14 protein-coding genes and 1 pseudogene are annotated in these 16,468 nt (G+C 68.3%); 4 read left to right on the forward strand and 11 right to left on the reverse strand.

The genetic code is table 11. The annotated features are described in order from the left end of the window. The first annotated feature begins 6 nt into the window (after nt 1–6). From lpxA to lpxB, 3 genes are read left to right on the forward strand one after another with little or no spacing between them, the layout of a single operon-like run. Nucleotides 7–816, forward strand: a complete 810-nt coding sequence (gene lpxA / locus ACTIF2_RS21000; protein ID WP_439499061.1) for an acyl-ACP--UDP-N-acetylglucosamine O-acyltransferase — start codon at nt 7–9, stop codon at nt 814–816. Then, a complete protein-coding gene (locus tag ACTIF2_RS21005; protein ID WP_439499062.1) occupies nt 813–1,673 on the forward strand; it encodes an LpxI family protein in 861 nt (286 codons plus the stop codon). Before lpxA ends, ACTIF2_RS21005 begins: the two co-directional genes overlap by 4 nt. Continuing rightward, nucleotides 1,670–2,851, forward strand: a complete 1,182-nt coding sequence (gene lpxB / locus ACTIF2_RS21010) for a lipid-A-disaccharide synthase (protein ID WP_439499063.1) — start codon at nt 1,670–1,672, stop codon at nt 2,849–2,851. The genes ACTIF2_RS21005 and lpxB overlap by 4 nt, the downstream gene beginning before the upstream one ends. A 57-nt stretch (nt 2,852–2,908) precedes the next feature. Here lpxB and gltA read toward each other — a convergent pair whose 3' ends face one another. Continuing rightward, nucleotides 2,909–4,198, reverse strand: coding sequence for a citrate synthase (gene gltA, locus ACTIF2_RS21015; protein WP_439499064.1), 1,290 nt, complete (start codon nt 4,196–4,198; stop codon nt 2,909–2,911). Nucleotides 4,199–4,466: 268 nt separating this feature from the next. Beyond that, nucleotides 4,467–5,885 carry a glutamate--tRNA ligase gene (gene gltX / locus ACTIF2_RS21020; RefSeq protein ID WP_439499065.1) on the reverse strand — a complete coding sequence of 473 codons (1,419 nt, stop codon included), beginning with the start codon at nt 5,883–5,885 and terminating at the stop codon, nt 4,467–4,469. 164 nt (nt 5,886–6,049) lie between these two features. On the opposite strand from gltX, the gene ACTIF2_RS21025 reads away from it, so the two are divergent. Beyond that, on the forward strand, nt 6,050–8,311 hold the full coding sequence (locus ACTIF2_RS21025; RefSeq protein ID WP_439499066.1) for a ComEC/Rec2 family competence protein: 2,262 nt from the start codon (nt 6,050–6,052) through the stop codon (nt 8,309–8,311). On the opposite strand, the gene lexA is transcribed toward ACTIF2_RS21025, so the two are convergent. The 9 genes and pseudogenes from lexA to ACTIF2_RS21070 all read right to left on the reverse strand — a co-directional run. Next, nucleotides 8,305–9,009: a transcriptional repressor LexA gene (lexA, locus tag ACTIF2_RS21030; protein ID WP_439499067.1), complete on the reverse strand. Its 705-nt coding sequence runs from the start codon at nt 9,007–9,009 to the stop codon at nt 8,305–8,307. The two genes, ACTIF2_RS21025 and lexA, sit on opposite strands and share 7 nt — an antisense overlap. A gap of 83 nt (nt 9,010–9,092) precedes the next feature. Further along, nucleotides 9,093–10,304: a molybdopterin molybdotransferase MoeA gene (locus tag ACTIF2_RS21035; RefSeq protein WP_439499068.1), complete on the reverse strand. Its 1,212-nt coding sequence runs from the start codon at nt 10,302–10,304 to the stop codon at nt 9,093–9,095. Next, nucleotides 10,301–10,789, reverse strand: a complete 489-nt coding sequence (gene moaC, locus ACTIF2_RS21040; protein WP_439499069.1) for a cyclic pyranopterin monophosphate synthase MoaC — start codon at nt 10,787–10,789, stop codon at nt 10,301–10,303. Before moaC ends, ACTIF2_RS21035 begins: the two co-directional genes overlap by 4 nt. After that, a complete protein-coding gene (gene trpC, locus ACTIF2_RS21045; RefSeq protein WP_439499070.1) occupies nt 10,786–11,595 on the reverse strand; it encodes an indole-3-glycerol phosphate synthase TrpC in 810 nt (269 codons plus the stop codon). The genes moaC and trpC overlap by 4 nt, the downstream gene beginning before the upstream one ends. Before the next feature lie 7 nt (nt 11,596–11,602). After that, a complete protein-coding gene (gene trpD, locus ACTIF2_RS21050) occupies nt 11,603–12,616 on the reverse strand; it encodes an anthranilate phosphoribosyltransferase (RefSeq protein ID WP_439499071.1) in 1,014 nt (337 codons plus the stop codon). A gap of 14 nt (nt 12,617–12,630) precedes the next feature. Further along, entirely contained in the window at nt 12,631–13,248 is a 618-nt protein-coding gene (locus ACTIF2_RS21055; protein WP_439499072.1) for an anthranilate synthase component II, read from the reverse strand. Nucleotides 13,249–13,355: 107 nt separating this feature from the next. After that, a complete protein-coding gene (locus ACTIF2_RS21060) occupies nt 13,356–14,075 on the reverse strand; it encodes a HipA family kinase (RefSeq protein ID WP_439499073.1) in 720 nt (239 codons plus the stop codon). Between the two features lie 15 nt (nt 14,076–14,090). Beyond that, nucleotides 14,091–15,605 carry an anthranilate synthase component I gene (trpE, locus tag ACTIF2_RS21065; RefSeq protein WP_439499074.1) on the reverse strand — a complete coding sequence of 505 codons (1,515 nt, stop codon included), beginning with the start codon at nt 15,603–15,605 and terminating at the stop codon, nt 14,091–14,093. Next, nucleotides 15,605–16,468, reverse strand: a pseudogene (locus ACTIF2_RS21070) (peptidylprolyl isomerase); the annotation flags it as partial. The gene trpE and the pseudogene ACTIF2_RS21070, both read right to left, overlap by 1 nt.

The raw sequence follows: 16,468 nt of genomic DNA on the forward strand, positions 1-16,468 counted from the left end.
TCATTCATGACCGCGACTATCCACCCGATGTCTGTCGTCGACCCTGCCGCACGGTTGGGCGATGGCGTCGTCATTGGACCGTTCTGCACCGTCGACGCCAATGTCGTTCTTGGCGACGGTGTCGAGCTGCTCAGCCATGTTGCGATCGCCGGACGCACCACGATCGGCGCCCGAACCAAGATCTATCCGTTCGCCTCGATCGGCCATCCGCCGCAGGACCTGAAATATCGCGGCGAGCCCTCGACCCTGACGATCGGCGCCGACTGCATGATCCGTGAAGGCGTCACGATGAACCCGGGGACCGAGGGTGGCGGCATGAAGACCGTCATCGGCGATCGCTGCCTGTTCCTCGCCAATTCGCATGTCGCGCACGACAACCAGATCGGCAACAGCGTCATCTTCTCGAACAACGTCATGAGCGCCGGCCATGTGAAGGTCGGCGACTACGTGATCGTCAGCGGCGGGACCGGCCTGCACCAGTTCGTCCGCATCGGCGAGCACGCCTTCATCGGCGGCGGGGCAGGGGTGATGAACGACGTCATCCCCTTCGGCATGGTGCGGGACAATCCGGCGCATCTCGCCGGCCTGAACCTGGTGGGGCTGAAGCGGCGCGGTTTCTCGCGCGAGCAGATCCACGAGCTGCGCCGCGCCTATCGCCTGCTTTTCGCCGACGAGGGCACCTTGGCCGAGCGGGTCGAGGATGTCGCGAGCGAGTTCGCCTCGCATCCGCTGATGCTGGAGATCCTCGATTTCATCCGCACCGGCGGCGATCGGGCGATCTGCATACCCCGCGATGTCAACGCGCCGGACCGGTGAACCCCGGTCCTGAAAGCGCTGCTGCCGCGTTCTCCCTTGCCATCATTGCCGGGGGCGGGGAGTACCCGCCCCGCCTGGCCCGGCTCGCTGCGGATCGAGGCCATAAGGTCTATGTCGCTGCGATCGAGGGCGCGGCCGCGCCTGCCGATTTCGGCCTGGACTCGTCGCATGCCTATCGGCTCGGTCAGCTCGGACGACTGCTCAACGAACTGAAGCGGCGCCAGATCGCGGACATCGTCATGATCGGCGCGCTGCCGCGGCCGAGCTTCGGTTCGCTGATGCCCGAGCCGTCGACGCTGAAATACTTGCCGCATTTCGCCCGCGCGTTCCGCGGTGGCGACGATCATCTGCTCAAGGGCGTCGTCCAGTTCTTCGAGGGGCAGGGTTTTCGCGTGCATGGCCCCGCCGAGATCGCGCCGGAGCTGACGGCGCCGCTTGGCCCGCTGGGCCGGCGCAAGGCGACCGAGGCGGCGCGCGACGCGATCAGCCGCGGTTTTTCCTTGCTGGAGGCCTTGTCGCCTTTCGATGTCGGGCAGGCTGCGATCGTTGCCGACCACCGTATCGTCGCGATCGAGGCGGCGGAGGGGACCGATGCGATGATCGCACGCGTCGCCGATCTCGTCGCCCGGGGGCGGCTCAAGTTCGACAAGGGCGACGGCGTCCTGGTCAAGGCGCCCAAGCAAGGCCAGGACCTGCGGGTCGACATGCCGGCAATCGGTCCCGATACGTTGAGGCATGTGGCCGGCGCGGGGCTTTCCGGCGTGGTGCTGCGGGCCGGCAATGTCCTCGTCGGCGATTCCGGGCGCCTGGGTGCGCTCGCCGACGAGCTCGGCCTCTTTGTCGAGGGCGTGCCGTGAGCCGGCCGTTCCGCCTCGCTCTCATTGCAGGCGAGGCATCGGGCGATGCGCTGGCCCTGCGCTTCCTGACCGTGTTGCGCCAGCGCCTGCAGGGACGCCCTCTCGAGATCGTCGGCGTCGGCGGGCACGGACTGATCGAGCAGGGCCTGAAGCCGTTCTTTCCGCAATCGGACATCGCGGTGATGGGTTTCGGCCCCGTGCTGGCGCGGCTGCCGCTGCTGCTGCGGCGTATGAACGATGCGGCGAAGGGTGTCGCCGCCTTCGCTCCCGATCTGTTGCTGACGATCGACAGCCCGGACTTCACCTTGCGCGTGGCGCAGAAGGTCAGGAGAAGGGCTCCGACGATTCCGATCGTTCATTGGGTCTGCCCGAGCGTCTGGGCCTGGCGTTCCGGCCGCGCCCGCCGCATGGCGCCGCATGTCGATCGCATCCTGGCGCTGCTGCCTTTCGAGCCTGCCGCCCTGGAGCGGCTGCATGGGCCGAAGACGGTGTATGTCGGCCATCCTCTGATCGAGCGGCTGGCCGAGCTCAGGCCCGATAGCGCCGAGGCTGCAAAGCGCGCCGACGCGGCGACGCCCGATATCCTGATCCTTCCGGGCAGCCGACGCTCCGAGATCAACCATTTGATGCCGGTCTTCGGCGAGGCGGCCGGGCTGATCGCCCAGGCTGCGCCCGGCGCACGCTTTCTGCTGCCGGCGGTCTCCCATTTGCGCGATCTGATCGCGGCGGCGGCGGCTGCATGGCCCGTGAAGCCCGAACTGATCGAAGGTGAGGCAGGAAAGCTTGCCTCCTTCCGTACGGCCCGCGCCGCGCTTGCCGCCTCGGGCACGGTGACGCTCGAACTCGCTCTCTCTCAGGTCCCGACCGTCGCGGCCTATCGCGGCGCAAACTGGGAGGCCGCGATCGCCAGGCGGCTCGTCAAACTGCCGAGCGTGATCCTGCCCAACCTGATCCTCGGTCGCAGTCTCGTGCCGGAATTCATCCAGGAAACCGCCACCGCCGACGCGCTCGCGCGATCGGTCCTGGCGCTGCTGCCGAACAGCCCGGCGCGCGAGGCCCAGCTTGCTGGTTTCTTGGAGGTCGAGGCGGACATGCGCGCGGCCGGGGCCAGCCCGGCCGCCAATGCGGTCGATGCCGCTCTCGCGCTTCTTGCCGAAAAGGGCGTCAACCTTCCCTGAAACGAAAACGGCGGGCCTGATGCCCGCCGTCTGGTCATTCGTGAATCCGCCGCCGGTTCAGCGCCGGCCGATCGGCGTGTAGTCGCGCTTCGGCGCGCCGGTATAGAGCTGGCGCGGGCGGCCGATGCGCTGGGACGGATCCTCGATCATCTCCTTCCACTGCGCGATCCAGCCGACGGTCCGGGCCAGCGCGAAGAGCGCGGTGAACATCGAGGTCGGGAAGCCCATCGCCTTGAGGGTGATGCCCGAATAGAAATCGATGTTCGGGTAGAGCTTCTTCTCGATGAAGTAGCTGTCGCTGAGCGCGATGCGCTCGAGCTCGATCGCGACGTCGAGCAGCGGGTCGTCCTTGATGCCGAGCTCGTTCAGCACCTCATGCGTGGTCTTCTGCATGATCTTGGCGCGCGGGTCGTAGTTCTTGTAGACGCGGTGGCCGAAGCCCATCAGGCGGAAGGGATCGTTCTTGTCCTTCGCCTTGGCGATGTATTTCGGGATGTTCTCGACCGATCCGATCTCCTCCAGCATCTTCAGCGCCGCCTCGTTGGCGCCGCCATGGGCCGGCCCCCACAGGCAGGCCGCGCCGGCCGCGATGCAGGCGAAGGGATTGGCGCCCGACGAGCCGGCAAGCCTGACCGTCGAGGTCGAGGCGTTCTGCTCGTGGTCGGCATGCAGGATGAAGATGCGGTCGAGCGCGCGCGAGAGCACCGGGTTGACCTTGTACTCCTCGGCCGGCACCGCGAAGCACATGCGCAGGAAGTTCGAGGTGTAGTCGAGCGAGTTCAGCGGATACACGAAGGGCTGGCCGATCGTGTACTTGAAGGCCATCGCCGCGAGCGTCGGCATCTTGGCGACCATCCGCATCGAGGCGACCATGCGCTGGTGCGGATCCGAGATGTCGGTCGAGTCGTGATAGAAGGCCGACATCGCGCCGATCGAGCCGACCATGACGGCCATCGGGTGCGCATCCCGCCGGAAGCCCTGGAAGAAGCGGGCCATCTGCTCATGCACCATGGTGTGGCGCGTCACGCGATAGTCGAAATCCGCCTTCTGCGCGGCTGTCGGCAGCTCGCCATAGAGCAGCAGGTAGCAGGTCTCCAGGAAGTCGCCGTGCTCGGCAAGCTGCTCGATCGGATAGCCGCGATAGAGCAGAACACCCTCGTCGCCGTCGATATAAGTGATCTCGGACTCGCAGCTCGCGGTCGAGGTGAAGCCGGGGTCATAGGTGAACATCCCGGTCTGTGCGTAGAGCTTGCTGATATCGATGACGGAAGGGCCGATCGATCCGGTCTTGACCGTCATGTCGACGGTCTTGCCGTCGACATTCAGCTGGCTGTTGGTTCCGCTCATCGATATCGATCCTTTCAGGCTCGCTGCTGATCAGTTGCATGCGCTCGAAACCGGCATACCTGGCACGCTTCCCATCGGAAGACCGGAGCATGACGCTCCCATGACGGGCCAGGCGGATGTCGGGAAATGTCTGGCGGGCTCATCCAACTGATATTCAAGCAATATTTATGCCCAGGGCGTCGATTTCGCCGCCCGTGGCATGCGGCGTCACTAGCTCATTTGCCGAGGCGGTTCAACCGATCACAAAGACGGTCCGACCCGCTCCGGATCACGTTTGATCGACCAGGCGCGCAAGCGTCTCCTCGCGGCCGAGAACCGCCATCACATCGAACAGGCCGGGCGACATGGCGCGGCCCGTCAGCGCCGCGCGCAGGGGTTGCGCCACCTGCCCGAGCTTCAACGCCTGCTCCTCGGCGAAGGCCCTGACCGCCGCTTCCAGCGGCCCCGGCGTCCAATCGTTCACGGCGGCGAGCTTGGCGCTCAGATCGGGCAGGCGTTGGCGGGCGGCGGCGTCGAGCAGCGAGGCCGCCTTGGGATCGAGCGCCAAAGGCCGCTTGGCAAAAAGATAGGAGGCGCTGTCGAGCAGCTCGACCAGCGTCTTGGCGCGCTCCTTCAGGCCCGGCATCGCGGCCAGCAGCCTGGCTTCGAGCGCCGGGTCCAGCGTCGGGCCCAGGCCATGGACCGGCCCGATCTCGGGCAGGATCGTCTTCAGCGCTGCAAGCAGGTCGCGATCGTCGGCCTGGCGCATGTAATGCCCGTTCAGGCTCTCGAGCTTGGCGTAATCGAAGCGGGCCGGCGAGCGCCCGATCGAGGAGAGGTTGAACAGCGCGATCATCTCCTCGGGGGAGAAGATCTCCTGGTCGCCATGGCTCCAGCCCAGCCGCAACAGGTAATTGCGCAGGGCCACCGGCAGATAGCCCAAGGCGCGATAGGCATCGACGCCGAGCGCACCATGGCGCTTCGAGAGCTTGGCGCCATCGGCGCCGTGGATCAGCGGGATATGCGACATGCTCGGCACGTGCCAGCCCATCGCCTGATAGATCTGCGTCTGCCGCGCCGCATTGGTGAGGTGGTCGTCGCCGCGAATGACGTGGGTGACGCCCATGTCATGGTCGTCGACGACGACGGCGAGCATATAGGTCGGGTTGCCGTCCGAGCGCAGCAGGACGAGATCGTCGAGATTCTCGTTCTGCCAGACGACGCGGCCCTGGACCTCGTCCTCGACCACCGTCTCGCCGGTCTGCTGCGCACGCAGCCGGATCACCGGCTTCACCCCGGCTGGCGCCGTCGCGGGATCGCGGTCGCGCCAGCGCCCGTCATAGCGCATCGGCCGGCCCTCGGCGCGAGCCTTCTCGCGCATCTCCTCGAGCTCCTGCGGCGTGGCGTAGCAGTGATAGGCCTTGCCGGCCGCGAGCATCTGGTTCGCGACCTCGCGATGCCGCTCGGCGCGCGCATACTGGTAGACCGTCTCGCCGTCCCAATCGAGGCCGAGCCAGCTCAGCCCATCGAGGATCGCGGCGATCGCAGGCTCGGTCGAGCGCTCGCGATCGGTGTCCTCAATGCGCAGCAGCATCTTGCCGCCATGCCGGCGCGCATAAAGCCAGTTGAACAGTGCCGTGCGCGCGCCGCCAATATGCAGGAAACCGGTTGGCGACGGGGCGAAGCGTGTGACGACCGCATCACTCATGAAAGGCAGGCTCCAGCAGAACGGTAACGACAAGGCCGGCAGCGCGGCATGAGGATCGACGCCGGGGCGGCGGATGACAACCGGCGCGGCCCCTGTAACATGGCTGCGGGGCCGGCGTTAAGCGTTAGATCATGGCCGGCGGGCAGCCCTCGGGGGGACGGCGGATGCGCAGCGCGCCGCCAGAATTGGGACCGCCACGTGGCGGGCGCACGCGCGCCCTGCCGCTGCGGCCGCATCGGCTGCGTTTTCCGAGGGCCGCCGCCGCGCTCCTGCTGGCCGACTGGCGCAGCAAGGCCGCCGCCGCCGCTGCGACGGAGGCCGGCCGCAGGCGGCTTTTCCTCTGGCTGCCGGTGCTGATGGGTATCGGCATCCTGCTCTATTTCGCGGCCGACAGCGAGCCGGCGCTCTGGGCGCCGCTCGCCGGTTTTCTCGTTTTTGCCGGGCTGGCCGTGTTGCTGCGGCAACGGCGAGCCGCATGGCTGGCCTGCATCGGCATCACGGCGGTCTTCGCAGGCTTTGGCGCGGCGGTCTGGCGCACGGCCACGATCGCGGCGCCGATGCTGGACCGGGTTCGTGTCGGCCAGCTCTCCGGCTTCGTCGAATCGGTCGAGACCCGCGACGCGGGCGCCAGGCTGGTCGTGCTGGTGACCGGCATCGCCGGGCTCGAAGCCGATCGTTTGCCGCGGCGCGTTCGCGTCAACATCCGCGGCGGATCGGTCGCGCCGGGCGATCACATCGCCGCCGCCGCACGTTTGCTGCCGCCGCCGGGCCCGGCACGCCCTGGCGGCTACGATTTCGGCCGCGACGCCTTCTTTCGCGGCCTCGGCGCGGTCGGCACCATCCCGGGCACGATCACGCTCGCGCCGCCGCCCTGGCCACCGCCTCTGGAGCTGCGGATGCGCACGCTGATCGACCGCGCGCGCAACGCCCTGACCGAGCGCATCGCCGGCATCGGGGGAGGGCAGGCGGGCGCGATGGCGGCCGCCCTGGTGACCGGCAAGCGCGGCCTCATCACCGAGGCGACCAATGCGGACCTTCGCGCCGCCGGCATCTACCACATCGTCTCGATCTCCGGCCTGCACATGGTGCTCGCGGCCGGCACGATCTTCTGGCTGGTCCGCTCGCTGCTGGCCCTGTCGCAGACGCTGGCCTTGCGCTGGCCCGTGAAGAAGCTCGCGGCGGTCGCCGCCATGCTCGGCGCAGTCAGCTATTGCGTCTTCTCGGGGGCGGAGGTCGCGACCGTGCGGTCCCTGATCATGACGCTCGTCATGCTCGGTGCGATCCTTGTCGACCGTCCGGCACTGAGCATGCGCAATCTCGCGCTCGCCGCGATGATCGTGCTGCTGCGCGAGCCGGACGCGCTGCTGGGCCCGAGCTTCCAGATGTCCTTCGGCGCGGTCGCGGCGCTGATCGCCTTCGCCGAGCGCTGGGAGGAGAGGCGGCGGACCGAGCCTCCCGTGAACCTGCCCTGGCCGATCCGGCCGATCTGGCTCGGCGCGATCGGCATCACGGTCACGACCTTGCTCGCCACAGCCGCCACCGCGCCCTTCGGCGCCTATCATTTCCAGACCTTCAACCCCTTCGGTCTGCTCGGAAACGCGCTCGCCTTGCCCTTCGTCTCGCTGATCGTGATGCCGGCGGCCGTCTTCGGCGTGCTCGCCTATCCGTTCGGGCTCGACTGGCCGGCCTGGGCCTTGATGGGACTGGCGTCCGACCTCGTCCTGAAGCTGGCGCATTGGGTCGCGGGTTTCGATCACTCGTCGATCATCATCCCGGCCTTTGGCTCCGCCGCGCTCGTCTGTTTCGCGGTGACGCTGCTCTGGGTGACGCTCTGGACCACGCCCTTGCGCTTCCTGGCGGCAGTCCCGCTGGTCGCGGGGCTCACGGTCGCCGCCAAGCCGCAGCGCCCCGATATCCTGATCGAACGCGACGGCTCCGGCATCCTGGTCCGGGGCGCTGACGAGCGGCTGATCCTGGCCGGGCGGCCGAGCCGCTTCGTCCTGCAGCAATGGCTGAACGCCGACGGCGATAGTCGCCAGCCGGACGATGGGACGTTACGCAGCGGTGCGGCTTGCGACGAATGGGGCTGTGTCATCCGCGCCCGGGACGGCCGCAGCATCGCCTATGCCAAGGACAGGTTGGCGCTGGCCGAAGATTGCCGCCGCGCCGACCTCGTCATCACGCCGATCCCCTGGACGGCGCCCTGCGACGCAAAACTGATCGACCGCATGACGCTCGCCCGTGACGGCGCGACCGCCCTGACCAGCCATGCAGGCGGCTGGCGCGCGCATCTCTCGGAGCAGGTCGGTTCCGACCGGCCCTGGAGCCGCAAATCCGCGCGACCTGCCGCGACGCGGCCAGCGTTACCTGCAGCGCCGTCAGCCCAGCCGACCGTCGTCGCGGACGAAATGGAGCCGCTTCAGTAACGCCGCATCAGATTGACGAGACGGCCCTGGATCTTGACCCGGTCTGGTCCGAGAACCCGGGTCTCATAGGCCGGATTGGCGGCCTCGAGCGCGATCGAGGAGCCGCGCTTGCGCAGCCGCTTCAGCGTCGCTTCCTCCTCGTCGATCAGGGCCACGATGATGTCGCCGGTATTGGCCGTGTCCTGGCGCCGGATCACCACCGTATCGCCATCGAGGATGCCGGCCTCCACCATCGAATCGCCGCGGACCTCGAGCGCGAAATGCTCGCCGGCGCCAAGCATATCGGCAGGCAGGGCGACGCTATGGCTGCGGCTCTGGATGGCGGAGATCGGCGTGCCGGCGGCGATACGGCCCATGACCGGGATCGCCACGGTCGCGCGCACGTCTTCCTCCGGCGCGGTTGCCAGCGGCCGGACCTTGCCGAGGCCGCCCTGGACCACCGACGGGTTGAAGCGCCCCCGCGTCGTCTGGGGGCCGCCGACTCCGTCGGGCAGCTTGATGATCTCCAGCGCCCGGGCCCGGTTGGGAAGGCGCCGGATGAAGCCGCGCTCCTCGAGCGCCATGATCAGGCGGTGGATGCCGGATTTGGAGCGCAGGTCGAGCGCATCCTTCATCTCGTCGAAGGAGGGGGGCACGCCCGTTTCGCGCAGGCGTTCCTGGATGAAGCGAAGCAGTTCGAATTGTTTGCGTGTCAGCATGGTCCCCGCCGGCGCCCAGCGGCGCAGAATCGAAACAAATCACGAACACCATACATGTTCGCGGTGTGTTCCGCAAGCGGAGCTCAGCGCAGGCGGATGATCCGGCAGTCGTCACCGCTCTTTGCCGGCTCAGCGAAAGCGGGGCGGATGACGAGGGCCTCAGCCTTCGCCAGGGCGGCCAGCATCGAGGAATCCTGCTTGGCGAAGGGCGTCGCGGTCCAGCCGTCCGGTCCGAGCGCGAGTTCGGCGCGTAGATAGTCCTGCCGCTCATCATTCGCCGGCAAATCTTTTCCGAGAAGGGCAGGCTCGCTGCGGTCGCGCTCGGGCTCCGGCATGCCGAGCAGCGCCATCAGCAGCGGCACGACGAAGAGATGCCCGCAGACGATCGACGAGACCGGGTTGCCCGGCAGCCCGACGGCGACCATGCGGCCGAGGCGCCCGGTCATCATCGGCTTGCCGGGGCGCATCGCGATCTTCCAGAAGCCGAGATCCATGCCCTGGGCCTTGAGCGCGGCCTGGACGAGGTCATGCTCGCCGACCGAGGCGCCGCCGAGCGTGATCAGGACATCGGCATCGGCGCTGCGGGCCTTGCCGATCTTGTCGGCGAGATCGGCATGGTCGTCACGTGCGATCCCGAGATCGAGCGCCGTTCCGCCGGCCTGTTCGACCAGCGCGGCCAGCGCAAAGCTGTTCGAGGCGACGATCTGGTCCGGGCCGACCGGCTCGCCAGGCTGCACGAGCTCGTCGCCGGTGGCGAGGATGGCGACCACCGGCTTCTTCCGCACCGCGAGCTGGGGATGGCCCATCGCGGCGGCGAGGCCGAGCGAAGCGCTGTCGAGCCGGCTGCCGGCCTTGAGCAGCACGTCGCCTTCGCTGAAATCGAGCCCGGCAGGTCGCACGAAGCGGCCCTTGGCGGCGCCCTCGCGCACGCGGATCGTGGCGGTACCGACGCCGTCGGCGTCCTCCTGGATCAGGATCGTATCCGCCCCCTCCGGCAAGGGCGCGCCGGTGAAGATGCGGACCACCTCGCCGGGGCCGACCGAACCGGCGAAGGCCCGGCCGGCGGCGGCTTCGCCAATCACACGCAGTTCATTTGCCGGCACAAGATCATCGGCGCGCGCCGCATAGCCATCCATGGCGGAATTAGCGAAGGGAGGCTGGGTCCGCAGCGCCTTCAGGTCAGCGGCGAGCACCCGCCCGGCGCAGCGCGACAGAGGCAAGATCTCGGCTGCAGTCGGGGCGGGAACGCTCGCGATCAATGCCTTCAGGGCATCAGAAACCGGTGTGAGGCTCATCCTGCGCCCTCGGTCGAATCGAACGTGCCGGATTTGCCGCCGGATTTGTGGACGAGCCGGATATCCTCGATCCGCATCGCCCGGTCGACCGCCTTGACCATGTCGTAGACCGTGAGGCAGGCGACGCTGACGGCGGTCAGCGCCTCCATCTCGACCCCGGTCTGGCCCTTCATCTTGACCTCTGCGCGGATGCGTACGCCGGGCAAGGCCTCGTCCAGGGTCAGGTCGACCGCGATCTTGCTGATCAGCAGCGGGTGGCAAAGCGGGATGAGCTCATGCGTACGCTTCGCCGCCATGATGCCGGCAAGCCGGGCGGTGCCGAGCACGTCGCCCTTCTTGGCGTCGCCGTCACGCACGATGGCCAGCGTCGCGGCCTGCATCACGACTCGGCCTTCGGCGATGGCGATCCGCGCCGTCTCTTCCTTGCCGCCGACATCGACCATATGGGCCTGGCCCTGGGCGTCGAGATGGCTGAGCCTGGTCATGCCGCGTCGCGCGCCGAGCCGGTGAGGAGTTCGCGCGTCGCTGCGGCAACATTCTCCTGCCGCATCAGGCTCTCGCCGACGAGGAAGCTGTTCACACCCACCCGCTGCAGCCGCCCGATATCGGCATGGCTGAAGATGCCGCTTTCACCGACGATGATCCGGTCTGCCGGCACCAGCGAGACAAGCCGCTCGGTGACGGCGAGATCGACGGAGAAACTGCGCAGGTCGCGGTTGTTGATGCCGAGCAGGCGGCTGTCGATCTTCAGCGCACGCTCGAGTTCCGCCTCGTCATGGACCTCGACCAGCACGTCCATGCCGAGCCCGGCCGCCGTCTCGTTCAGCGCGCGCGCGGTCGCGTCGTCGACGCCAGCCATGATGATCAGGATGCAGTCCGCCCCCCAGCTCCGCGCTTCGAAGACCTGGTAGGGCTCGTAGAGGAAATCCTTGCGCAGCACGGGCAGTCCGCTTGCCGCGCGCGCCTGCTCCAGGAATTCCGGTCGGCCCTGGAAGGAGGGTGCGTCGGTCAGGACCGAGAGGCAGGCCGCGCCGCCATCGGCATAGGCGCGGGCCAGGGACGGCGGATCGAAATCAGCGCGGATCAGCCCCTTGGACGGGCTCGCCTTCTTGATCTCGGCGATCAGCGCCGGCTGCCCGGCCGTGTGCTTGGCGGCCAGGGCAGCCGTGAAGCCACGCGCCGGCGACGCGGCCTGCGCCCGCCTTTCGATCTCGGCCGGCGGCACGGCGAGCTTCGCGGCGGCGATCTCCCCGCGCTTATAGGCTTCGATCCGGGCCAGGATGTCGGTCATGGCGCCCTCAAGCGTTCGAGCTCGCGACCAGCGTCGTCAGCACCGCCTTGGCCTTGCCGCTGTCGATGGCGGATGTGGCGCGTGTCAGGCCGTCCCGCAAGTCGCCTGCCTGACCTGCCACGACCAGCGCGGCCGCGGCGTTGAATGCGGCGATGTCGCGGAAGGCCGTCTTTTTGCCGTCGAGCACGGCCCGCAGCGCCTCGGCGTTCTGCGCCGGCTCGCCGCCGCGCAGGTCCTCGGGTTTCGCGCGCGGCAATCCGACATCGTCGGGGCTGATCGAGAAACTCTCGATCTTGCCCTTGTCGAGCGAGACGACGCGGGTCGGGCCCGTGGTGGTGATCTCGTCGAGCCCGTCGGAGCCGTGCACGGCCCAGAGACGCTCGGACCCAAGCGAGGCCAGGACCCGCACCATCGGCTCCAGCCAGGTCTCGGAGAAGGCGCCGACGAGTTGCCTCTTCACGCCGGCGGGGTTCGAGAGCGGGCCGAGCAGGTTGAAGATCGTGCGGGTGCCGAGTTCGGTGCGCACCGGCGCGACATGGCGCATCGAGGCGTGGTGGGTCGGCGCGAACATGAAGCCGACGCCGGCCTCCTTGATGCAGCGCTCGGTACCGGCCGGCTCGAGCCCGACCTTGACGCCGAGCGCCGTCAGCACGTCGGCCGCGCCGGACCGGGACGAGGCCGCCCGGTTGCCGTGCTTGGCGACGGGTACGCCGCAAGCCGCTGTGATGATCGCGGCCAGAGTCGAGACATTGTAGGAGCCCGAGGCGTCGCCGCCGGTTCCGACGATGTCGATCGCCTCCGCCGGCGCCTTGACGGGCAGCATCTTGCCGCGCATCGCGCTGACCGCGCCGGCGATCTCCTCCGTGGTCTCGCCGCGCACGCGCAGTGCCATCAGGAAGGCGGCCGCCTGGGCATTGGTGACCTCGCCGGAGAGGATGGTGTCGAAGGCGTCCCTGGCCTCCTCGCGGGAGAGCGAGGCGCCGGTCGCTACCTTGGCGATGAAGGGTTTGAAATCGTCCATGATTGCTCGAAAGGTCAGGCTGTCTCGGAAAGGGCGGCGCGGTCCTGCGTGGCGGACCATCGCTCGGCGATCGTCAGGAAATTGCGCAGGATCGTCGCGCCATGTTCCGACGCGATGCTTTCGGGGTGGAACTGCACGCCATGCACCGGCAGCTCGCGATGCGACAGCGCCATGATCAGCCCGTCCTCGGTTGCGGCCTCGATCTCTAGCTCGGCCGGGCAGCTCTCGCGCGCGATGATCAGCGAATGGTAGCGCGTCGCCTGGATCGGGCCGTTGACGCCATGGAACAGCCCGCGCGCCCGATGCGAGATCGTCGAGAGCTTGCCATGCATCGGAACCGGCGCGCGCACGACCTCGCCACCGAAGACTTGGCCAATGGCCTGCAGCCCGAGGCAGACGCCGAAGATAGGCACCTTGTCGGCGCCCTGGCGCACGAGTTCGAGGCAGATGCCCGCTTCGTTCGGCGTGCAGGGACCGGGCGACAGCACGATCGCGTCATGTTCGCCGGCCAGCGCCTCCTCGGCGCTGAGCGCGTCGTTGCGGCGCACCTCGACCTCGGCGCCGAGCCCACCGATCAGGTGGACCAGGTTCCAGGTGAAGCTGTCGTAATTGTCGATCAGCAGGATGCGCATGAGCTTGGGCGGTTCCGGTCCCGGGTTTCAGCGATGGTCATGCCCGCTACCGGGTCGCGCGGTCAAGCTTGCGGATATGCGTGTCGCGCGGACGCGCTGAGGAAAGGTCACGGCCAGCGCTGGCCATTCCAGGCTTCGACATAGCTGGCGAGGGCGCTGGCAAGCTCCGCAGGCGAGCGGCCAGTCGTCGCCAGCCATTCCGCCGGCGCTTCAGTCAACCAGGCGCGGCAAGCCTCCGGATCGAGCCGGATCAGAGGCGGTCGTTTCTCGAGATCGGAGAGGAGATGCCCGCGCGGGAGCGGGAAGCTCTCGGGGATCCGGCCTGAAACCGCCCGGTCGAAGAACAGGCAGGCGTCGAAGTCGATCGCCCGGAGCCGCCGTTGCGCGTTGCGCAACAGATTGGGATTCTTGGCCGTCCGGTCGACATTGTGCAGGAAGCGGTCGGCTTCACCCGTCGCCGTGAGTGCTGCGGCGTCGGCTTCGTCGAATGTTTCAACCGCCGCAAGCTCAGCATCCGGGACATAGCCGACCCCGAGATTCCAGCCGAAGCTGCGCTGGATCATCTCGTCAAACTCGTCGGTGCCGACCATCCAGGGAAAGCCTTGCGGCAGCAGGACCGGCGTCGCCTCCGGGACAGGGGCGCCAAGCAGCCGGGCGAAGCGAAGCGCGAGGAATTCGATCAGCAGCCCACGCGGCCCGGGGCCGGCGCCGGCCAGTTTCATGACATGGAGCCGGTCATCCGCTGTCCGGACCAGGCAGGGGCGGGTGCTCGCCTGGCTGAAGATCTGCAGGACCTCGACGACGGTATGGCCACCCTCATCGGCCATGTCCGCGTCAGGCACCTATTGTCCGCGCCCGGTCCGCGCCGCGAACCGGATCGCCTCCTCGGCAGCCTTGAACAGCGCCTTGGCCTTGTTGACGCATTCGAGGTGTTCGGAGGCGGGGTCGGAATCATAGACGATCCCGGCGCCGGCCTGGACATGCATGCGCCCGTCCTTGACCACCGCCGTGCGCAGCACGATGCAGGTGTCCATCTCCCCATTTCCGCCGAAATAGCCGATGCAGCCGCCATAGGCGCCGCGCGCGTCATGCTCGAGCTCGTCGATGATCTCCATGGCCCGCACCTTCGGCGCGCCCGAGACGGTGCCGGCGGGGAAGCCGGCCGCGAGCGCGGCAAGCGCATCGTGCTGCGGGTCGATCCTGCCCTCGACATTGGAGACGATGTGCATGACCTGGCTGTAGCGTTCGATGAAGAAGGAATCCGTCACCTTGACCGAGCCGATCTGCGCGACGCGGCCGACATCGTTGCGGCCGAGATCGAGCAGCATCAGGTGCTCGGCGCGCTCCTTCGGGTCGGCCAGCAGTTCGTCGGCCAGCGCCGCATCCTCGTCGGGCGTCGCGCCGCGCCTGCGGGTGCCGGCGATCGGCCGGATCGTGACGGTCTCGTCGCGCAGCCGGACCAGGATTTCCGGACTGGAGCAGACGATCTGGAAGTCGCTGAAATCGAGATAGCACAGGAAGGGCGCCGGATTGACGCGCCGGAGCGCCCGGTAGAGCGCGAAGGGCGGCAATGCGAAGGGCGCCTCGAAGCGCTGTGAGAGCACGACCTGGAAGATGTCGCCGGCGCGGACATAGTCCTGCGCCCTGGCGACCATCGCGTGGAACTCGTCCTCGGTCGTATTCGACGCGATGGCGGGTTCCGGCAGGTTGGCGATATCGATTTCCGCTTCGGAGGGCAGGGGGCCTTCCAGCGCCGCCGCGACCCTGTCCAGCTGTTCCTGCGCGCGCTCGTGAGCGGCACGCGCGGCGATGCCGGGCTGCTGCCGCACCGGCGTCACCAGATGGATCTCGTCCCGGATCGAATCGAACACGACCATCAGCGTCGGGCGCATCAGGATCGCGTCCGGAACGCCCGTGCCCGTATCCTTGGGCTCCGGCAGACGCTCCATCAGCCGGACCATGTCGTAGCCGAGATAGCCGAAGATGCCGGACGCCATCGGCGGCAGGTCGTCGGCAGCCGGGATGGCACTCTCGGTCAGCAATGCGCGCAGGCTCTCGAAGGCCGGGCGCGGATCGGCCAGGAAGGTCTCGCCCAGCGCCGGCCGGCACAGCGACGCCTCGCCGCGATGGCAGCGCCAGATCAGGTCAGGCTCGACCCCGATCATCGAGTAGCGCCCGCGCACCGCGCCGCCCTCGACCGATTCGAGCAGGAAAGCCGGCCCCTCGGTGGCGTGGCGCAGCTTCAGGAAGGCCGCGACCGGCGTTTCGCAATCGCCGACGAGCACGCGCCTCAGGAGCTGCGGCGTGCCGGCGTCATAGGCTTGCGCGAAAGCCTCGATATCGGGCGGGGTCGACATCAGTTCTGCGTGCCGCCGGTGGCGTTCCGGAAGGCAGCCTCATTGAGGGAAACCCCGAGCTCCGCCTGCCGCTTGCCGACATATTGCGCGAGGATGTCCTCGCTGACACTGGAGCCGAGCAGGCGGGCAAAGTTTTCAGCCTCCTGCGTCGTGCGGGCATAGGGCGGAACGGTGGCCGAATCGACCTTGAACAGCACGCGCCCGGCGCCTTCGGCGCCGCTGGCGGAGCCGCTCTTGCTCACCGCCGTCCCGAAGATCAGGCTGACCACGTTCGCGGGCAGCTCCGGCTTCTGGTCCTGCCGGCCGAGATCCTTGGCCTGCTCGCTCGTCAGCCCCGCGGATGCGGCGACCGCGTCGAAGGCCTCGCCCGTATCGAGCCGCTGGACCAGCTCGCGCGCCTTTGCCGAAAGCCTGCTGGCGATCTCGTCGGCGCGCCATTGCGCCTCGACCTCGGCCTTGACCTCGTCGAAGCCGCGCTCGCGCGCCGGGTCGATCTTGGTGACGTCGAACCAGACATAGCCGGCGTCGCGCGGCAGGCGGATCGCCTCGTTGTCGACGCCGATATCGGACTGGAAGATCGCAGGCAGCGTGGCGTCGCCGCCCGGCAGCGGCTGCTCTTTCGTGCCATCGAGCTTGTTCAGTCCGGCATCGACCGGTCCGACGGCGCGGACCGGCAGATTGAATTCGCGCGCGATCTCGGCCAGCGGCCTGGCCGCGGCGCGCTGGTCCTCGATCTTGTCGTGCAGCTCGCCGATCTGGCTCGACGCCTTGCTGGCGGCGACCTCGTTCCTGACCTCGCCGGCGACCTCCTCGAAGGGGCGCACGCGCTCGGCCTGGATCTCGGTCACGCGCAGCAGGACAGT

Source organism: Allobosea sp., from assembly GCF_051860145.1.
Taxonomy (GTDB): domain Bacteria; phylum Pseudomonadota; class Alphaproteobacteria; order Rhizobiales; family Beijerinckiaceae; genus Allobosea.